The 18,590-nt window shown below is 46.6% G+C and carries 14 protein-coding genes and 3 pseudogenes; 1 reads left to right on the top strand and 16 read right to left on the bottom strand.

The features are described 5' to 3' along the window. Positions 1 to 3: 3 nt before the first annotated feature. The 10 genes and pseudogenes from RAC65_RS03945 to RAC65_RS03990 all read right to left on the bottom strand — a co-directional run bounded on the left by RAC65_RS03945 (position 4) and on the right by RAC65_RS03990 (position 8,363). Positions 4 to 807, bottom strand: a complete 804-nt coding sequence (locus tag RAC65_RS03945) for an ABC transporter ATP-binding protein (protein ID WP_033742118.1) — start codon at positions 805 to 807, stop codon at positions 4 to 6. Between the two features lie 248 nt (positions 808 to 1,055). Next, positions 1,056 to 1,352, bottom strand: coding sequence for a hypothetical protein (locus RAC65_RS03950; protein WP_033742120.1), 297 nt, complete (start codon positions 1,350 to 1,352; stop codon positions 1,056 to 1,058). An 83-nt stretch (positions 1,353 to 1,435) separates the two neighbouring features. Further along, positions 1,436 to 1,924: an Hsp20 family protein gene (locus RAC65_RS03955; RefSeq protein ID WP_033742122.1), complete on the bottom strand. Its 489-nt coding sequence runs from the start codon at positions 1,922 to 1,924 to the stop codon at positions 1,436 to 1,438. Positions 1,925 to 3,808: 1,884 nt separating this feature from the next. Beyond that, positions 3,809 to 4,072: a hypothetical protein gene (locus RAC65_RS03960; protein WP_205955437.1), complete on the bottom strand. Its 264-nt coding sequence runs from the start codon at positions 4,070 to 4,072 to the stop codon at positions 3,809 to 3,811. Beyond that, positions 4,069 to 5,307, bottom strand: a pseudogene (locus RAC65_RS03965) (RHS repeat domain-containing protein); the annotation flags it as partial. The gene RAC65_RS03960 and the pseudogene RAC65_RS03965, both read right to left, overlap by 4 nt. 129 nt (positions 5,308 to 5,436) lie before the next feature. Beyond that, positions 5,437 to 5,910: a hypothetical protein gene (locus RAC65_RS03970; protein WP_375096378.1), complete on the bottom strand. Its 474-nt coding sequence runs from the start codon at positions 5,908 to 5,910 to the stop codon at positions 5,437 to 5,439. A gap of 40 nt (positions 5,911 to 5,950) precedes the next feature. After that, a pseudogene (locus RAC65_RS03975) lies at positions 5,951 to 6,428 on the bottom strand (type IV secretion protein Rhs); the annotation flags it as partial. 166 nt (positions 6,429 to 6,594) lie between these two features. Further along, positions 6,595 to 6,963 (bottom strand): hypothetical protein, encoded by a 369-nt coding sequence (locus RAC65_RS03980; protein WP_244964666.1) that lies wholly within the window; start codon positions 6,961 to 6,963, stop codon positions 6,595 to 6,597. A 750-nt stretch (positions 6,964 to 7,713) separates the two neighbouring features. Beyond that, positions 7,714 to 7,962: a hypothetical protein gene (locus RAC65_RS03985; RefSeq protein WP_164482108.1), complete on the bottom strand. Its 249-nt coding sequence runs from the start codon at positions 7,960 to 7,962 to the stop codon at positions 7,714 to 7,716. Continuing rightward, positions 7,959 to 8,363, bottom strand: coding sequence for a hypothetical protein (locus RAC65_RS03990; protein ID WP_375096379.1), 405 nt, complete (start codon positions 8,361 to 8,363; stop codon positions 7,959 to 7,961). Before RAC65_RS03990 ends, RAC65_RS03985 begins: the two co-directional genes overlap by 4 nt. 281 nt (positions 8,364 to 8,644) lie before the next feature. On the opposite strand from RAC65_RS03990, the pseudogene RAC65_RS03995 reads away from it, so the two are divergent. Beyond that, positions 8,645 to 9,652 (top strand): annotated as a pseudogene (locus tag RAC65_RS03995) (IS3 family transposase); the annotation flags it as partial. Between the two features lie 410 nt (positions 9,653 to 10,062). Here the strand turns inward: RAC65_RS03995 and RAC65_RS04000 are convergent. From RAC65_RS04000 to RAC65_RS04025, 6 genes are all read right to left on the bottom strand, one after another. Next, complete coding sequence (locus RAC65_RS04000; protein ID WP_375096380.1) at positions 10,063 to 10,440, bottom strand: hypothetical protein; 378 nt, start codon at positions 10,438 to 10,440, stop codon at positions 10,063 to 10,065. Further along, positions 10,437 to 14,891, bottom strand: a complete 4,455-nt coding sequence (locus tag RAC65_RS04005) for a glycohydrolase toxin TNT-related protein (RefSeq protein WP_375096381.1) — start codon at positions 14,889 to 14,891, stop codon at positions 10,437 to 10,439. Before RAC65_RS04005 ends, RAC65_RS04000 begins: the two co-directional genes overlap by 4 nt. Positions 14,892 to 14,894: 3 nt before the next feature. Beyond that, complete coding sequence (locus RAC65_RS04010; protein ID WP_033742127.1) at positions 14,895 to 15,335, bottom strand: DcrB-related protein; 441 nt, start codon at positions 15,333 to 15,335, stop codon at positions 14,895 to 14,897. A gap of 11 nt (positions 15,336 to 15,346) precedes the next feature. Continuing rightward, positions 15,347 to 16,147: a hypothetical protein gene (locus tag RAC65_RS04015; RefSeq protein WP_282497980.1), complete on the bottom strand. Its 801-nt coding sequence runs from the start codon at positions 16,145 to 16,147 to the stop codon at positions 15,347 to 15,349. 231 nt (positions 16,148 to 16,378) lie between these two features. After that, positions 16,379 to 17,077, bottom strand: coding sequence for a hypothetical protein (locus RAC65_RS04020; RefSeq protein ID WP_282497981.1), 699 nt, complete (start codon positions 17,075 to 17,077; stop codon positions 16,379 to 16,381). 742 nt (positions 17,078 to 17,819) lie between these two features. Then, positions 17,820 to 18,590 (bottom strand): hypothetical protein, encoded by a 771-nt coding sequence (locus RAC65_RS04025; protein WP_282497982.1) that lies wholly within the window; start codon positions 18,588 to 18,590, stop codon positions 17,820 to 17,822.

Genomic DNA, 18,590 nt, shown 5'->3' on the forward strand with positions numbered 1-18,590 from the left:
GCATCATGCACAGTCGGGCACCTCAAAAATACGTAAGCGCTTACCGCTGGCAGGATGTTTTACGGTAAAGCTGTTTAAGCCGAACACGGGCTGGAGATAGCGCGACGTCAGCGCGCGCGACGGGTGATCACACACAATTTGCTCGCCCTGCGACAGGATAAGCACACGATCGGCAAACGTATCAATCAGGGACAGGTCATGCAGTACCGCTATTGCCGTAATCCCTTTGTTTTTAATGAGTGCCAGTAGCTGCTGGCGGGCCAGCGGATCAAGATGGTTCGTCGGTTCATCCAGTAAGATCAATAACGGCTTTTGCGCCAGCACGCGCGCCAGTGCAGCACGTTGTCGTTCTCCCCCGGACAGCGCAGCCAGCGGGCGTGTTTTTAGTGCTGAAAGACCGGTTTCATCAATGGACTCGTGGATGATCCGTTGATTTACTCCTGCCGGGCAGGCGCCTAGATGCGGAATACGGCCCAACGCAACATACTCTTCAACCGACAGCCTGAGATCGGGCATATCATTCTGCGCCATCACGGCTATGCAGGTGGCAAGCTGTTGCCGTGAAAACGTTGCCAGACATGCGCCGTTAAGCTGAATCGCCTGTGGCGGTGACGATAACTCACGGCACATTGCCCGCAGTAATGACGTCTTGCCACTGCCGTTTGGCCCGATGATGACCAGCCGCTCTCCCTCTCTGACGCTGAAGTGAATGTGATGCAAGAGCGGTTCGCCGTCCGTTCGGTTCAACTGCGCAATGTTGACCTGCAAAACAGGATCGGATTGAGGTAACGCTCTGGACGACGGCATGTTTTTCACCCCACAAATAGATATGTTATAACATAACAATTGAGGCGCAGAAAGACAAGCGGCGGGCACGAATGAAACAGGGTGCCGCGATGTCGGCACCCTGAAGAGAGAAAACGAAAACGGCTTATTTAAAACGGTTGTGAAACAGGCTGGCCGTCATCGCTAGCATGCCAGCACCCAACGAGGTATGTAGCATGAGTGTGTTGAGCATCGTCACCTCCTCTTCGTTTTGGTTGCACTTATCGGTTTTACACCGCCTCAGCCAGCTTTTCCTCACTGGCCTCTTTCTCAATCAGCCGCATTAACAGCGACAATCGACGTTCAGTGCGCTCTGGTGTATCGGGCGGCAGGTTGTAACGCAGGGAGTAAAGTTTGCCTTTTTCGTTGTAGAAATCCACCACCAGCACCGGCATGATACCGCCAGGCACTTTGTTGTAATTCACCGACAACCGGGTGCGGCCTAACTGTAACTTTGCCGCCATTACGGTTTCGCCAACCAGCTTGGGATAAAGAGCACGATCTTCGGGCACGCTGATGACTTTCATTACCGCCTCCTGATTCTCTGGCACCTTGATGACAAAGCGCGGAGAACGCCGTCAGCGCCCTCCGCTTTTTCGTTAACCTGCCATTAGGCCTGATGTTCAATGGCTTCCGCCGTACGGTGTTCGATCGGAATGCGACGAGGCTTCTCGCTTTCCGGTATCTCATGGTGCAGGCCGACGCGCAGCAAACCGTCCTGCAGGCGTGCGGTGGTCACTTTCATATGCTCCGGCACGCTGTAGCTCAGACGGAAGTCTGAACGACTGATACCACGGTGCAGCCAACCGCTGTTCTGCCCTTCTTTTTCCGTATCGTTATCGCTGACCTCCTCTTTCTGTCCGGTCACGGTCAGACGACCGCCTGCCACTTCGATTTCGAGCTCGCTTTCTTTCCAGCCCGGCACGCTGACGGTCAGTTCGTAGTGTTCGTTATCAACCTGCTTCAGGTCGTAAGAGGGGGAAACCGACACGGGCGCATCACCGGTCAACTGGCTGAACAGCCTGTCGATACGGTTAAACCGGTCTGAAAAGGCAGAATCTGCGATAGAAGGAAATACGGGAAAATTACGTAATGCCATAGTGATAACCTCCTGAATTAATGGTTCATTCAAAAGCTCATCGGCGTGGGGACCTCCCCCGCTGCTCACAGAGATTTATAGGATCATTTAGTGGGATTTCAAGCGAGGAAAATGAAATTTTTTTGGGCGTGAGTGGCTACATGGTTTTGCCTTTTTCGTTGATATTTTCTGAGCGCCGATCTGAAGTGGTATTTGAACCGGACACGTGTATCAATAGCATCACCATGGCATGCAACTCAGCGGTAATAAACGGCATAATGATGGGCGGTGCAGACGAGGCGGCAGAAGCGATAATACGAATCTTGCGTAATACTGAAGTACCCAGCCAGTAAGACTCTCAGAAATCCGACGCCAGACCGCTTTCCGGAGATTGAACAGGCAACGTAAACACCTGACAGGTAATTCATTAATCCAATGATTTTTAAACCGATATCCTGCGTAAGATGTAGCCATTTATTCAGCCAGCAGTAATGACGGGCAGAGCAAAAGAGATGCCTGTCATTAAATGGTTTTTGATATTGACCATCGTTTTTTCATAGTGTCACCAATATCAGGGATTACGGCGCGCCTCGACAGCCGCCACACATTTAGCAGTCACCACAGCGGCATGCCCCACGCACTGGCTGATTTTGACCCGGATGATGGTTTTACCAGCAAAACGCTCCTCATTCTTCAATTGAGCGATCCGCCGCATTCAGCACGAAGTCTGTCTCCGTGATATATTCCAGAGTGAATTTATCGATCATCCCCATCGTCCCTTGCTGTTGGATATGCACCTGATGGCCCAGCTTTCTTCCCGCTTTCTAAAGCGATTTCGCTGCCATCGGTGTATGCGCTAACCCGGCAATACAGGATGTGACGCCTACAATATTCATGCTTCCTCCTAAAACTGAATTCGTTGCACCATAAACTGGAAAAGGGCATCCTTGTTTTCGAGCGAAAATAAGGCGTGCCTGAAATCATCATCGACAATCTGACTTGCCAGCGCGTTGATGATTTTTAAATGCAAAAGACTGGCACCCGAGGAAGGGCTGTGCAGTTGCCCAGCGCAACATACTCACACGCCAGTTCGTCGTGCCAGAGCTACGAGGTATTAGACAACGACAAATGATATGACACTTTGCCCAGCTATTCCGGACAACTGTAGTAGCTTTTTTATTCCGTATGCTTTTAATAACTTCCCAGGCTTTTTTACCTTTATGAAATTCATCATATCATCCACCTTAAAAGCGATGAATTATTTAAATTAAATTGCATCAATTCCATTATCGCTGCTAAACATTAAATAACTGCTTCCTAATTTCATCTCCTCACCTGTAGTAAAACTAAAATCACCATTTCGACACTAAGTATACAGCAATCTAAAAAGAAAAAGGCGCAACCCAAGGATTCGCCTATCGCTTTCAGTAAGTCAACGCCATTAATACCAAAGCAAGAATTAGTTGCTAGTCAAATATACATCGACAGACTTTTCACTTTTGTTCATTACATCCATTATTGTATGGAGGTAATCGTTATACATCTCAGCATAGCGCCGGGGAAAGCCTCTTAAAGGATTATTCATAAGACTGTTATTTATAACTTTAAGTGACTTTAACTCATCAATAAAGACCTTCACCCCCCTTTATTTTCGTTATTCATAACTTGATCTATGTAAGAAGATGCCTTATCTATTTCAGCCATTAACTCATGCTTGTTCATAGTCAATTTCTCAATTATAAAAATCTTACATCAGTTATCCAACGGACAGGATGTCCGTTCTTGCAGCTTGGTGTGCAACTAATCCGGGTTCAGCATAAAGTTGGGACAGGGCTGCCTGATCCTGACACCGGGTAACTAAAAAGAAAAACCGGAGAGATCTCTGGGATCACTTCCGGCCATGATTTATTTTTCTTTATTTAGCTTATTCTTAAATTCAGTAATAAGATCGGTCCATTGTTTATAAGTAATGTTGTTAACATAATAGTCCCCAAGCCATTTAGGATGACATCGTGATATTAAACTATCTATCGCCATCATTCTTAAAGGATCATTTTTATCCAACGTTAAAACTTTAATCATTAGATCTTTAATGTCATTGGATTCATCAAGATAAGCAGATGAAGCTAATATATCACATATTTTTTTGCCAACTTCTTCTAAATTCATAATGATTCTGTCGCTCCTGAATATCTACCGCCGGCAGTTACTATTTGCCATCCGCCACCGACCTTATCTGCCCCCCATTGCAGTTGAGGCGCAACTTTACCTTCAAGAAGAACTTGAGGTCTGGTCAGGGCTACCTTACCTTCATAAGTTGCTGAGTTATTCGGTGGCAAAGCCAAGTTTGCACGTCTTGCCGCTGGGGTGGCACCTGCACTTCCTCTTGTGACATATACTTGTGAGGCACTACCTGGTGTATGCTCTGTAATAGTGAACACATCTCCAGACTTTACTCTGGATGCATAAATCTGATCATCAAAACTATTGATAGTGTCATGCTGAATTTGCTTATTTAATCCGCGACTTCTCAATAGTTTTCTGGCTGAATTTCGCGTTATTGGCGTTTTATCTAATGAACACCTACTCAACCCCCACGGATCCACCCATCCCAGCGCATTCGGCGCATACTGGTAAAGGTTAATCCCCCCCGCCAGCCCTATCGGGTCATGCTGGGTAAAACGGCCGCTGTCCGGGTCATAATAACGGAACAAATTATAGTGAAGCCCCGTTTCGCGGTCCAGGTACTGGCCCTGCATACGCAGGTTCTGCTCTACCACCGGAATTCGCTGATTCGATTCGCGCAGCAGTTTGCCCCACGGGCTGTTCACACCTTCCCAGGTCTTCTGGCCTTCAACGTCGGTCAGTAGCTCGGGCGTGCCATTTGCGGCGCAGTGGAACCAGAATATCTCCGGACTTTCCACGCCATCAATACGGGCCAGTGGCTCATAGATCTGGCTGTCGCTGTACACATAGGTCAGCGGAATATCGTCGTGGATTTCCTGCAGCAGACGGTAACCTTCCCACACAAACCGCGTTGTGACAGCATGACCAGACGGCTTACCCTGTAATGATTGTTGGCAGGTTTTACTGATGCGTCGGCCCAGCGGATCGTAACGGAAGCTCACTTTGTTGCGTGGCTTATTGCGATCACGCGGCTCGCTGATGACATCCGTCAGACGATGCTCACCATCGTAACGGTAGCGCCAGCGGGTCTGGCCTTCATCCTTCTCAGTGGTGCGGCCATGAATATCGTACTGCCAGCGAATCCCGTTCAGTTCGGTCACGCGGTTATGCATGACGTGGGAAGCGGCATGGCGATCCAGCGGGTTGCCTGCACCGTCCCAGCACCTGTCCCCTTTACCAGGCTGCGCGCCATCCTGAGAAAATAGCCGATTAGTGGACTACCATTAATACGACATCCCCAATACTCCCAAAAATCAATAACCATAAAACAGATGGTTTTATTGAGGCGAAATCCTTTCACAACTCAAAAAAAAAAAATTAACAACACACTCAATAAAACAACTACTTCAATTCCATTCTATATATATACCGCACTCAAAAGTATTGGAGTTTAATTGAACCGCTACATTACCCCACTGGAAGCACCATACATACCCATAGGGAGGATTTTTTATCTCACCATCATAGTTTCCGGGGTATTTATTCCGAGCCCATTCATACAACCTTTTTTCTTCATCCTTCAGCATATTTAAGTCAGCTTTTTTATTCCAATTGTGAAGGCTTTGAAAATAACCACCACTTTTGCTAATAAGATAAACACTTTTTTTAAAAGAAAAAACTGCAGGTCTAAACTCTATAGTAAATGGTTCATTATGCCAGATGATTTCTTTAGCAAAGAAACAATATTTACCAACGCATGTCAAATCATCAGATAATTGAAAAAAATGGGATTTAATGAAGGAATCGTAAGATTCAAGCTCTATCTCATTTTCATTTATCCGCAAACCTCCAGTATTTACATCTAAAGTCATTTTTTTCATATATCTATTATTTTTCCTAGTTTCAGTTTAAGTCTTGCTTCTTCTGGCCTTCAACGTCAGACAGTAGCTCGGGCGGCCCATTCGCGGCGCAGTGGACCAGAATATCTTCGGACTTTCCACGCCATCAATACGGGCCAGTGGCTCATAGCTCTGGCTGTCGCTGTAAACCTAAGTCAGCGGAATATCGTCGTGGATTTCCTGCAGCAGTCGGTAGCCTTCCCACACAAACCGCGTTGTTACGGCGTGACCAGATTGCTTGACCTGTAACAACGACTCACTGGGTTTGCTGATGCCCCGCCAAGGGGATCGTAACGGTAGCGCCAGCGGGTCTGGCCGTCATCCTTCTCAGTGGTGCGGCCATGAATATCATACTGCCAGCGAATCCCGTTCAGTTCGGTCACGCGGTTATGCATGACGTGGGGAGCGGCATGGCGATTCAGCGGGTTGCCTGCACCGTCCCAGCACCAGTGCCCTTTACCAAGTTGCGCGACATCTTGGGAAAATAACCGACTAACATTTTAATATTACTGGATATTTCCTACTATCAGCATTCAGAATGATAACTTATTTGTAATTTTAGGTTTTACAGTTTTATCATTCAATTAAAACTTAAAGGTTATTATGATTGATAAGCAACCATATTTTTTCTTTACAGAATCCAAAAAATTATTAGCTTCACTCCTATTAGCGTGCAGGCGCAATGCGTTCGAGTTTCCCCGAATCCTGATTGAACGAAAAATGCCAATCATTCCATCCATCCAGCTTCTCACTAAAAACACAGACTACCAAAACTTCTTTCTCAGGAGTGATTGTCAAATAATAGAAGTCTCCATTAACGGGAGAGAAAAAAGTCGATAAAACCTTTCCGGATCCGTTTATTACAGACAATCTTTTAGGCAATCTTTCCTTTTTATCGAGAACAAATAATAAGTTTCTACTGGAATCAATCAAGGACTGGTCGATGTTTGTAAAAAACATTGTAATAGTCTCTCCATTGTATCTCCATTCGACAGTTGATTCGCCAGCATTAACTTTCAGATTTTCAATTTTCACTACAAAAATCGCTCATCAAAGTTACTTTAATCGCTAAATATCAATAATCCCAACTTTAAGGATTGAATGCAAATTTCGCGTAGCGAGTTTTCCCATAGACTGTTACCCCTTCCATCTTTTCATGGTTCTTTACATTAGTAAAAATTTCTGACGCGCCATTAGCAGCACAATGGAACCAGAAAAAATGCAAGCTTTTCAGAACAGTTTTACATAGCTCTGGCTGTCGCTGTAGACGTAGCGAAATATCTTCGTGGATTTCATGCAGCATTCGGCAGCCTTGCATATAAATCGTATTATGACAGCGTTGTTAGACTGCTTACCTGTAACGATTGCTCGCGGGTTTTACTGATGCATCTGGGTGGTTGTCGAGCCGGTGGCAAGTCACACATTCCTTTTTCTTTATATAAGTACGGAAATTAAAGTTAAAAATGAGTAATATTAAAAGAAGGGGGAATTAAATAGTCAATACTATAAAATCATACTATCTACAATAAGCTTTAAGGAAAAAATGATAATTTTATTTAAAGTTCACACAACTCCAGGATAATAAAAAACTTAATTCTTAAGGAATACACCGCTCAAATGAGAAATGTACCTGGATGGTTGAACTTCAGAAAAAGTACAAAAAAATTTTATGTTTTCCAGGATCAAATTGAGTTTCAAAATAGCTGATAGCTTCATCATTGTAATGATAAAGACCAGAACCCTTAGTCATTTCTTTTACTCTTCTTGTTTTTTTGACAAAACACTCTATTGCCAAATATCTATTAAGTGTTTCCAAACTTCAGTCTCTTCATCATTTGGTAGGCGATAATCAGCGAATTTCTTACGATAATTTTTAAAGCAAACGTCAATTGCTCTAATTGAAACCGTTTTATTATCACGACTTCCATCAAGAATTATTTGCATTTCTTTCCGGGACTTTTCGTCTTTAATCATTTTATCAAAAAAAACCTCAAGAAAATTCAAAGCTTCATTGTAAGAAAATAGATCAATCATTCTCTCTCCGGCAAAATATCAACTTTATCAAATTCAATTATTTTATTATCGGCATGCATTTGTTCAATTTTTCCAGCGCCATATTCCGGATATGCCTCGGTAAATGGCTCTAGTGGTGCATCTTTTTGGTCGCCAAACATTCGTGGATGGCGTACTTGTGGAACACCATTCTCGTAAAGTTGTAATGTATCATATTCTCCTCTAAGGCGTCCATCGCTCCAAGTTTTGTCCAAAGGATCCAGTGGATCTAAATTCTCTTTTCCTTTTATTTGAAAGGCATCACGCACACCATATCCAGAATTTATTTTTTTAAACCCGAAGTAAGTTACTGGTGCTGACTTAGTTTCAATTACCTTAACTGCACAAACATTAATACCACCATCATCATTAAGATACCTCATGTAACGATATCCTGTTGCGGGCAACGTAGCGCCAGGCCCAGTTGGACCAACATAAAAATCAGGTTTATTAGGCTTCTCATTTGTTTTACAACGTCTTGATAAACCCCACGGATCCACCCGATCCACCCATCTCAGCGCATTCGGCGCATATGATTCAGTCCGCAAAGCTGGAAAACATTTTTTGCCAGGTCGATGCGCATAAATACAATGTTCATAGTCACACTCCTGCTGGATAAATTATGTTCAGTTAAGCGCAGGGGGAAGAGATAGTCCATCCCATTACCTGGCGCAAGAAGTATGGCGGTATGGATGTGCCCGGGGTTAAGCGCCTGAAGTCGCTTGAGGAAGAGAACGCCAGACTCAGGAAGCTGCCTGCAGAAGCCATGCTGGATAAGGAGGCACTTCAGGTGGCTCTGGGGCGAAAGTACTGACGACAGGCCAGAAGCGGGAAGCCGTTGAGTTTATGTGTGATGTAACCGGTCTGTCGCAACGTCGTGACTGCAGGCTTACAGGTTTGTCCATGTCGACCTGCCGCTACGAGGCTCAGCGTCCGGCGGCTGATGCGCAGCTGTCTCTACGCATCACAGAGCTGACACTGGAGCGCAGGCGTTTTGGCTACCGCCGCATCTGGCAGTTGATGCGCCGTGAAGGCCTTCTGGTTAATCACAAGCGCTTGTACCGCCTGTATCATCTCAGCGGGCTGGGCATAAAACGCAGACGACACCGTAAAGGACTGGCAACGGAACGTCTGCCGCTGCTCCGCCCGGCAGCGCCCAACCTGACCTGGTCGATGGATTTCGTCATGGACGCGCTCGCCACCGGTCGCAGAATAAAGTGCCTGACTTGCGTGGACGACTTCACGAAGGAATGCCTGACGGTCACTGTTGCCTTTGGGATTTCAGGTGTTCAGGTCACGCGTATTCTGGACAGCATTGCACTGTTTCGAGGCTATCCGGCGACAATAAGAACTGATCAGGGCCCGGAATTTACCTGCCGCGCGCTCGATCAATAGGCCTCTGAGCATGGCGTGGAGCTGCGGCTTATCCAGCCCGGCAAGCCGACACAGAACGGAATTATTGAGAGTTTTAACGGACGCTTTCGCGATGAATTGTCTGAATGAAAACTGGTTCAGTGACGTCAGTCATGCCAGAGAAACCATCAGTGAATGGCGTCAGGATTATAATGAGTGCCGCCCGCACTCCGCGCTCAATTATCAGACACCGTCTGAATTTGCGATGGGCTGGAGAAAGAATAATTCTGAGAGTGAAGGATCCGACATTACTAACTGAGCCTTGTATCTAATACTGGTGGCAGGTAAATATGTCCAAGCTCATTATCTTGATATGCATAAGCTGAATTATCATTTTTCAATTCATTGATATATGCTATTTCATCCCCATTCATTTATACCTTTCCTTAACAATTGCGGAATTAACCATGTAACTCATAGTCAAGGTATGCATGTGCTTATTCTGTATCTCAGCACTTACTTTGTATTCCTTTTTAATACGTATTCAAACTTAACTTATCAACCCATTCAAGCATATTAGTTTTATTGATAATTATTGATAATTTCAAACTGTCTAATAATACTATTAGGATCAGCAGGGTGTCTAATTAAATTACCCACTAGACCTTCCATTAAAAACGTCATAAAGGAAAAAGATCCCATTAAAAATGACACTCTCTATAATTATCATCACTCTTCATTGAACGTATTATTGTCAAAAACCCCTACAAGATAGGATTCATAACGAGCAGGCTGTAACTCCTTGTAAGTAAACACAACCAAAATATCATGCCCATTAGAACATTTTGTTTCTGAAACTCTCAATGAGCTACTTTTATATCTATACTCTTGAATTTCGCCTCCAATAAATTCCAATCGCTTAATACTGCCAACTATAGCCTTTACTTTCTTTTCATCATACATATCTAAATCTGTAGAGTTGTACAAGCCATAATAAGCCATGCCATCACAGCGAGGGCAAGAAATTAGCTTGTCATTCTTCAGGAATGCATCTTCTAATCCGTCGTGAATTAATACCTTTTTTTTCTGATGATTAATTATTTTCATACTTTCCTCAAATAGCCTTTCTCGATTAGTTTATCAATTTTTAAAAAGGTTTCATGTTGCGTTCCGTAGCCTGGTTGTCCAAACCAAGGTATGGCTGGTCCAGTATCAACCGGCAATGGCTTCAATACTTCATAAATTGAATAAGGTTTATCCAGTGTACTCGATTGTAAAGCCCTGCCCTCAAATGATGAACCTACTGGAGAAATAAAAGTACCAATATCATGGAATCCTTTTTCATCTATCCAACCACCATATCGATCAACTAAAGTGCCGGGTTGAAGAGTTGTTCTTGTTGCTTTTACAAAACCGCGATTAGGTGGCCAAGCACCTTCACCCATAAATTGTTCTAACGCTGCCCAGTCTTGTTTTTTCCATAAAGCATATGCTTTGGATGCTTGTTTCCTTGAAGTAAATTGATTATTGTTCGATTTTTTCTGAAACTCATTCCATTCGTTTTTACACCTACTCAACCCCCACGGATCCACCCATCCCAGTGCATTCGGCGCATACTGATAAAGGTTGATCCCCCCCGCCAGCCCTATCGGGTCATGCTGGGTAAACCGACCACTGTCCGGATCATAATAACGGAACAAATTATAGTGAAGCCCCGTTTCCCGGTCCAGGTACTGGCCCTGCATACGCAGGTTCTGCTCTACCACCGGAATTCGCTGATTCGATTCGCGCAGCAGTTTGCCCCACGGGCTGTTCACACCTTCCCATGTCTTCTGGCCTTCAACGTCGGTTAAAAGTTCTGGCGTGCCATTCGCGGCGCAGTGGAACCAGAATATCTCCGGACTTTCCACGCCATCAATACGGGCCAGTGGCTCATAGCTCTGGCTGTCGCTGTAGACATAAGTCAGCGGAATATCGTCGTGGATTTCCTGCAGCAGACGGTAACCTTCCCACACAAACCGCGTTGTGACAGCATGACCAGACGGCTTTCCCTGTAACGATTGTTGGCAGGTTTTACTGATGCGTCGGCCCAGCGGATCGTAACGGAAGCTCACTTTGTTGCGTGGCTTATTGCGATCACGCGGCTCGCTGATGACATCCGTCAGACGATGCTCACCATCGTAACGGTAGCGCCAGCGGGTCTGGCCGTCATCCTTCTCAGTGGTGCGGCCATGGATATCGTACTGCCAGCGAATCCCGTTCAGTTCGGTCACGCGATTATGCATGACGTGGGAAGCGGCATGGCGATCCAGCGGGTTGCCTGCACCGTCCCAGCGCCAGTGTTCATTACCAGGCTGCGCGCCTTCCTGGGACAACAAACGACCAGCGTTATCGTAGTGCCATAATGTCTGGCTGAACGGATTATCGTCGCGCTCTTCACGGATCAGGTTGTTGCCGTAATCGAAGTCGCGTCGGCGGGACCAGACGCGCGGTGCAGGTCGCTGGGCTTCCCCCCTGAAAACGTCACGGCGGCGCAGTCTGCCAAGACGATCGTATTCACTGCGCGTGGTCAGACCGCCCTGCGTGCGGCTGAGTTCCCGATGCAATGTGTCACGGGTAAACTCCGTCACCGGCAGGTTGTCGAGTGCGATGCTCAGTAAATGACCGCTACCGTAGTAAAGCTGCTTCAGGTTGCGGCCATCCGGCAGGGTTAGGGCTGTGCAATTACCCAGCGCATCGTACTCCCAGGCCAGTGTGCCCTGCTCCCCCTGTTCACTCACGATGCGGCCCAGCGCATCATAGGTAAACGTAATCTCCTGCTCAGCCTGCTGGCTCCACTCGGTGTCAGACAGTGGCAGATGCTGTGACACTTTACTTAGCTGACCACCACCACGGTAGTGATAGCGCGTCTGACCTTCCGGTGTCGTGCGCGCCAGCAATTGTCCGGCTCGACTCCAGTGATAGCGATGGGTAATCGCCTGAGGATGCCCGGCGGCAAAAGTGCGTGCTAACGTGCGGCCCGCAGCATCATACTCATAACGCGTGGCCACGCCGTCCAGTCCAGTCTGGGCCAGCAGCAGTGAATCTGCGCCCCATTCGAACTGATACTGCTCGCCGTTCTCGTTTTGCAGCGCCGTTAACCGGCTACGGCTGTCCCAGCTGCGTTGAACCGTCTCACCCTGGGCATTGCGGTTCGCGATTAAGCGCCCGACGTTGTCATAGCGGAATTCACTGCGTTTGCCATCCGCTGACTCATGGGCCAGCGGCAGGCCGTTGTCACTCCAGCGCAACCGCTCTTCCCAGCCCTCTGCCCGCTCCAGCAAAACAGGACGGCCTGCTGCATCATAGTGATAACGGGTTTCTTCACCATCCGGCGCCGTCACACAACTGAGCCAACCCAGCGGATGATAGCGGTAGCGCGTCGTCAGCCCTGAGCAGTCTGTTTCACGGATGACCTGGCCTGCATCGTTGAACTCCCGACGATAGCTGTTGCCTGCCGCATCGATTTCTTCGATAACCAGCCCAAACTCATCCCGCTTATAAACAGTACTTTGCCCGAGCGCATCGACCACACGCTCAAGGCCATGATGGGGATCGTAATAGTATTTCGTTGTGGAGCCGTCTGCGCCTGCAACGACCGTTGGCAGAGAACGGTGGGACAGCCATTGCACTGCCTGCACACCGCCGTCCGCATCTTTCTCTTCAACACGGTTACCAAGATCGTCATAGGTGAAGCTCACCGCATTGCCCAGCGGATCGATGCGGCGCGTCATGAGTTCGTTTTCATTCCACTCATAACGCCACTTCTCGCCCCGTTCATCAATGAAACAGGTGATAAGGCCCGCAGCATTCCAGTGGTGTTCGCGCTGTTGACCGTCATAGGTCGACACCCGCGTAATGCCTGCTTCCAGATCGTAGTGCATATGGCAGCCATCACCGGTATTGGTGCGGTTCTCGACCACACGCCAGTGATCCAGTTTCTGCCAGCGATATTCACTTTCCAGTCCGCCCGGCAGCTGATGCCAGATCATTAACCCATCGTCGTTATAACGGAAACGGCGCGAGGTAATGCCAGCCGCATCGGTGACGCTGGCAAGCTGGCCCTGTTCTGTATAGTCCCAGTGCGCTAGCGGCCAGTGCTGTTCACCATCAAAGTGACTGGCGGAGGTCGGGCGCTGGGGGTGCTGGTTGTCGCCGTAATGCAGTGTGACGTCGATGGCCAACGGTGCATCATGAATACGCACAAGACGCGCCTGCTCATCCCAGCCCATCTCCAGCGCGTTACCGTATTCGTCGCTGAGCGAAGCCAGACGCAGTACCTGAGGATTCGCCGCGGTAGGTTTATAGAGCCGCCAAACCGCACCATCATCATCGGCAATAGCGATATCGCCCATTTCATTACGGCGCACCATCAGTCCTTCACTGATGCTGTAAAGCACCTCTTTATCCCCCGGCACCGCAAAGCGCAGCTCGCGCCCGTTGTCATCAAACCAGGTTGCCTGTGCGCCATCCAGCACTAAATAGCTGTCGAACACCGTTGCCCAGCCCAGACCAAATAATCCGCTGCGCTGCGTCAGGCTGTTGTAACTACGTTGGAAACTGAGCGGAAAACGGCCAGGAAGGGAGAAATCACTTTCGGCATCATCATTGAGGACTTTGACGCCAGTCGAGGCATGAACCGGAAACAGCGACGAAAAGGCCGCATTAATCGCCATATCGGCCATCATCCCCCCGGCCGCACCGGCGAGTGCACAGGGCATGTTTTTCAGAATCTGACTAGGTCGACCGCGGATCAGGGACAGGCCGATCATCGCTAAAGCCAGCCCGGGTACTTTACCGCTTTTGATCTCTCTTACCGTCACGGTTTCACCGCCAATGATGACATTGGGTGAAACGTCGTCACTTACCGTGGCTTCACAGGTGGTTTTGTCTTTGGCGCGAACGGCTGGCTGCCCGTTAATAAAAACCTGCTTAGAACCCTGTGCCAGATATTGCGGCGCGCCGTGTTTTTCGCAGACAACTTTGTCCTGCTCCAGCGGAGACGTTCCGGCATCGGCAGACGCAACCGTAGGCTGCCACATCGCACTGCCAAACTGGCTGGCTGCAGCGAGCAACATGCCGCCGTAATCGGCAAAGCTTTTGGGTGACTGCGGTTCCGGCGGTGGAGTTTCTCCGGATACGAGCATGCCCGCCGCACGTGCCGCGAGAAGACCGTTCACCAGAACATTTTCTGATCCGCTGGCAATCACACCAGCGGGCGAAGGAGGGAACAGCATGTTTCCCAGCCCATCGGCTACTTTAGTGATGTCCTCTGAGAGGCCAACGGCATTGGCCAGTACGCCGCCCAGAATACCACTGAGCAGGCAGCTGGAACCAATAGCGGCCACACCGGCCGCGGCCATCCCTGCACCTAACAGGGGCGCGGCGGCGGTTGCCGCCGCGCCCACCGCCGCACCGATCACGGCGTAGGCTGCGCCCTCAGCGACAATACTGGTGATATCAGCAAAAATGCTGGAGTGAATGATCTCATCGCCCACGCGGGCCGCATGGTTATCCATAGCTTATGCTTTCCGTGGATTGTTCAGACTCAGACTGTGTTTAAAACTCTTCCAGCGCTCTCCATCTTCTTCATTGAAAGGACGCATCGCGGAAAGGGTAAAAATCATGAAAATGTTGCTGTCAGGAACCTGAGTAGCCAACTGCCGCTGCCACACAGCTTGTCCATTGCGCTCGAAGGCGGTTTCAACTTCCAGCGCCTGTAGCGCGCTATCAATCCCAGCCATAACCCGTACAAACGCTGTTTGCTGAATAGCGCCCATCTGACTGCGTAATGTATCCCATTGACGCTGGAACTCCGTCTCCGCATCGCTACCTTCAGGAATGACACCACGACTCACAACGAATGCCAGCCCACTGGCCTCATCCCGCAAAATATTCATGGTGGTGTCCTGCCACGCAGCAGGAAACAGCGCAAATGCGCCTTCATTGAACTGATAATTCATAGGGTGTCCGTTTATTGATTGGGTGTGGCTGACGTATTCAGGCTTCGATACGTGCCATCGGCATCATCGGCGTTAGTGAGTATTTGAGTGTTATCACGCGCCACTTTAATGTCGAAAAGACGAGGAGAGATATCCGGATCGCCGCCACAACTGACGTCATGGTTGTCTTCGCGAACCGTAATGATAAAGAAACTTTTATCACTGCTGTCGTCAACATCATACCTGAGACATTGATCGCTGAGTGTTGTCAGGTGATAAGTGTGAATGGCTTCCGTTGCCGCGCTGACAGCCTGGTCTGCGCTGATGTCATGCTGCCTGGCAGTCATAGTGGTATTCAACATGATATGGCTGACCTTTTGCTGGTCAATTTCGAACATCAACTGTTTCTCACCCAGCTTGTAGATAAGCCAGTGTTGATTATCGCTGTCACTTTCTTTGCCTGGGCCATAGGCTTGCCGGACCTGTTCCACGCTATCGCCCACCACAATATTGCGAGCCGTCGGCACGCTGGCAGCGTCCACAAGAATCTCCGCCAGAATGGTATGGCTGGCGTTTCCCACCGACGTTGCGCTGAACAACGCAAAGCCGTCATAGCTGTGTTGGAAATAGTTGTATCGCTGTTCATCGATGACCACTTCTCCGGCCACAACCGAGCTCAAGGCTTTGCCCGCACGGACGAAGCTCTGATTGTTCCATGCGTCACCAGGGGTGAAAGCGTAGTCGTTGAGCAGAACGGAAAAATCACCCTCGTTTAAAGCGGGAGCTATGGTTTCTGCAGTGGATTCAGCCCTGGCAATGCACGATACCAACATAAGGACAGCCATAAACAAAAAGCTGCCGAAAAGACGATTTATGAACATGATGTTTTTATCAGGGTAAAGGCAGAAGAGTATCAAATGAAAGTGGTGTTGGCATCATTTTGCCATCAATATTTTTCAAGTGTTACTACTACAAATTATTCTTTACGCTATGATTTTCGCTTCTCATCTTTAAAATTCAATTATGCCAGGTATATTAATAAAGACAGACTTCTATATAATGCATCATTGCCATTTCCCCTTCTGAGCAACTAAAACCTTTCCCGCTTTAATCACTTTCAATGTCAATGGGTTAAAGTTGATAAGATATTGAACATCTGCATTTGTAAAAATCATCCCTACGACTTTTCTCTGCTGTTCCGAATTAATGGTTTTCCCTGAAAGGATAATTTGTTTTTCATCATTATTTCTGAAGTCGATGTACTTAACCCTGTCGCAAACACTGAAAAATCCCCCGCAGCGGTTTAACAGAACAACGGTAAAGCCTGGTGTAGAAAACGTCTTCATTTGCGCTTCTGTATAACTGCTATTTACTTTGATCAAAGTATATTTCAGAGGCGCATATACAACGTCTTCCGAAGCGCTTTCATTCAACAACCATGCAACTGTATTACCTTCACGAATCAGATTCGCACTTCCTTTTCCTCTACCTAAACCAGTGTTAAAAAAGACCTTGGCCTGATTACCTTTTGCTGTGCCAGTGATATTTTTATTTCCATCTTCAGGACAATCTATTTTCTTCCCATTTCTTGTAACATAGCAATAAGTTCCAACAACTTGGTTACCATTTTGTTCCAGTTTAAGTGTTAACGTTGAGTACAATGTGCCGTCATTATTTTTCTCCTGTCCGCCCCATTGCCCCGAAAAAAACGCCGTAGCAGGCAGATGACATGAATACAGTGTTAAAAAAAGACAGGCTGGCAAAAATTTCCTTCATGATATCTTACTAACACTAACCCGATAAATAAGGAGTAATTTAATAATTCTCATTATGCAGACTCAGGACTTTACAAATGAAATATTCAATGAAAATAAACGAAGTATATTTATATTACTGCGGCGCAATGCCTTTGTGGGCTTGAGTCAACCTGTCTTTCTCGCTCTATTCTTTAACTTCATTAACGCCTCGACTTAGATACATTAAACTATAGTAGCCTTCTTATTCTGTATAAGCATAACGTCTGTCACCTGGGACAACAAAAACACCTTTAAGAGCGCACGTTTTATTAGGGGAAAGAATAAGACGGCAGTCGCACAACATCATTGGCTTTGAAATCATTATCAGCATGGTTGAAATTATACTTTTCTTTTAGGCTATACTATCGAGGTTTGCACAAAACCAGCAACTGAAAAGACATTAGGAAGTGACAGAAGAATCATAATATTAAAACCATCATAATCTTCTTTATTTCAACGTTCGTTTATCAACGTAACCATTTTTTATGGGTAAGATTAATTTTAAATATTCAGACCGAATTAACATTCTGGCACATCTCTTTCAACAATTATTGAATCACCCTTGAAAAATAGCCTACCTCATGTATTTTTCATTACGTCACTGACTAAGCATCATGCATATAAGGGTGATCCAAAGTGCTATACCTGCAGGCAAATTTTGTCCACCCAATATAAAAAGATTCAGTTGATACGCTAATATATATGCTTATCAGTTACTCCACTTACCGTCCTGACTTAAGACAACTTTATTATTAACTATGACAGTTAAGTTATTGATTGGCTTATTGAGAATGTAAGTTGTGTCGTGATTTTTAAATTTATAACTTAAGGCAGGACAAACGTCTTTACTGCACTCACTTCTCACCGCCTTACCCTTTAAGGTCATAACGGCACCATCAGATTTTCTTACACCTGTGTATTCAACATCGTTACAATTGGGGTTAGCAGAAGAACAGAGGAAAGAAATTGTTATTTTGAACTTATCCGTTTCGAAAGTCTCATTATGGTTTTCAGATCCTTCTTTCATTTGAGCATGAGTATTAAATTTCAACTCCTTAAATCTTTTCGCCCATTGCTCTATATCTGGTTGTATACTTTTTTCATTCGACGCATCGCTTACATAACTAATATAATTATCGTCTGGTTGCACCCAAGCGGCATAAACTTTTCCATCTGGTTGAATAACAAACGCCGAAGCCTGCTCAAGGTATAAGTCTTTAGGCCACCCCTCAACAAAAAGTCCGCCATCGCGGGTAAGATGTGGAGCGCCGAAAACATCAAAATTTCCGCTAAAAGTATCATAGTTTGATTTAAGCAAAGATTTCAACTTTGCCACTATATCGTTATTTTCAAAAACCCCTGACACTTTATTAATATCATTATAACTTTTCAAATCAATTGCTGCGCTAGCGATGTTTGCAAAGCATAAAGAAATGAACATTAAAAATGTGAAGCATAAAAATTTAACTTTATATTTCAT

Source organism: Pantoea sp. BS_8 (genome assembly GCF_041954965.1).
In the GTDB taxonomy this organism is placed as follows: domain Bacteria; phylum Pseudomonadota; class Gammaproteobacteria; order Enterobacterales; family Enterobacteriaceae; genus Pantoea; species Pantoea stewartii.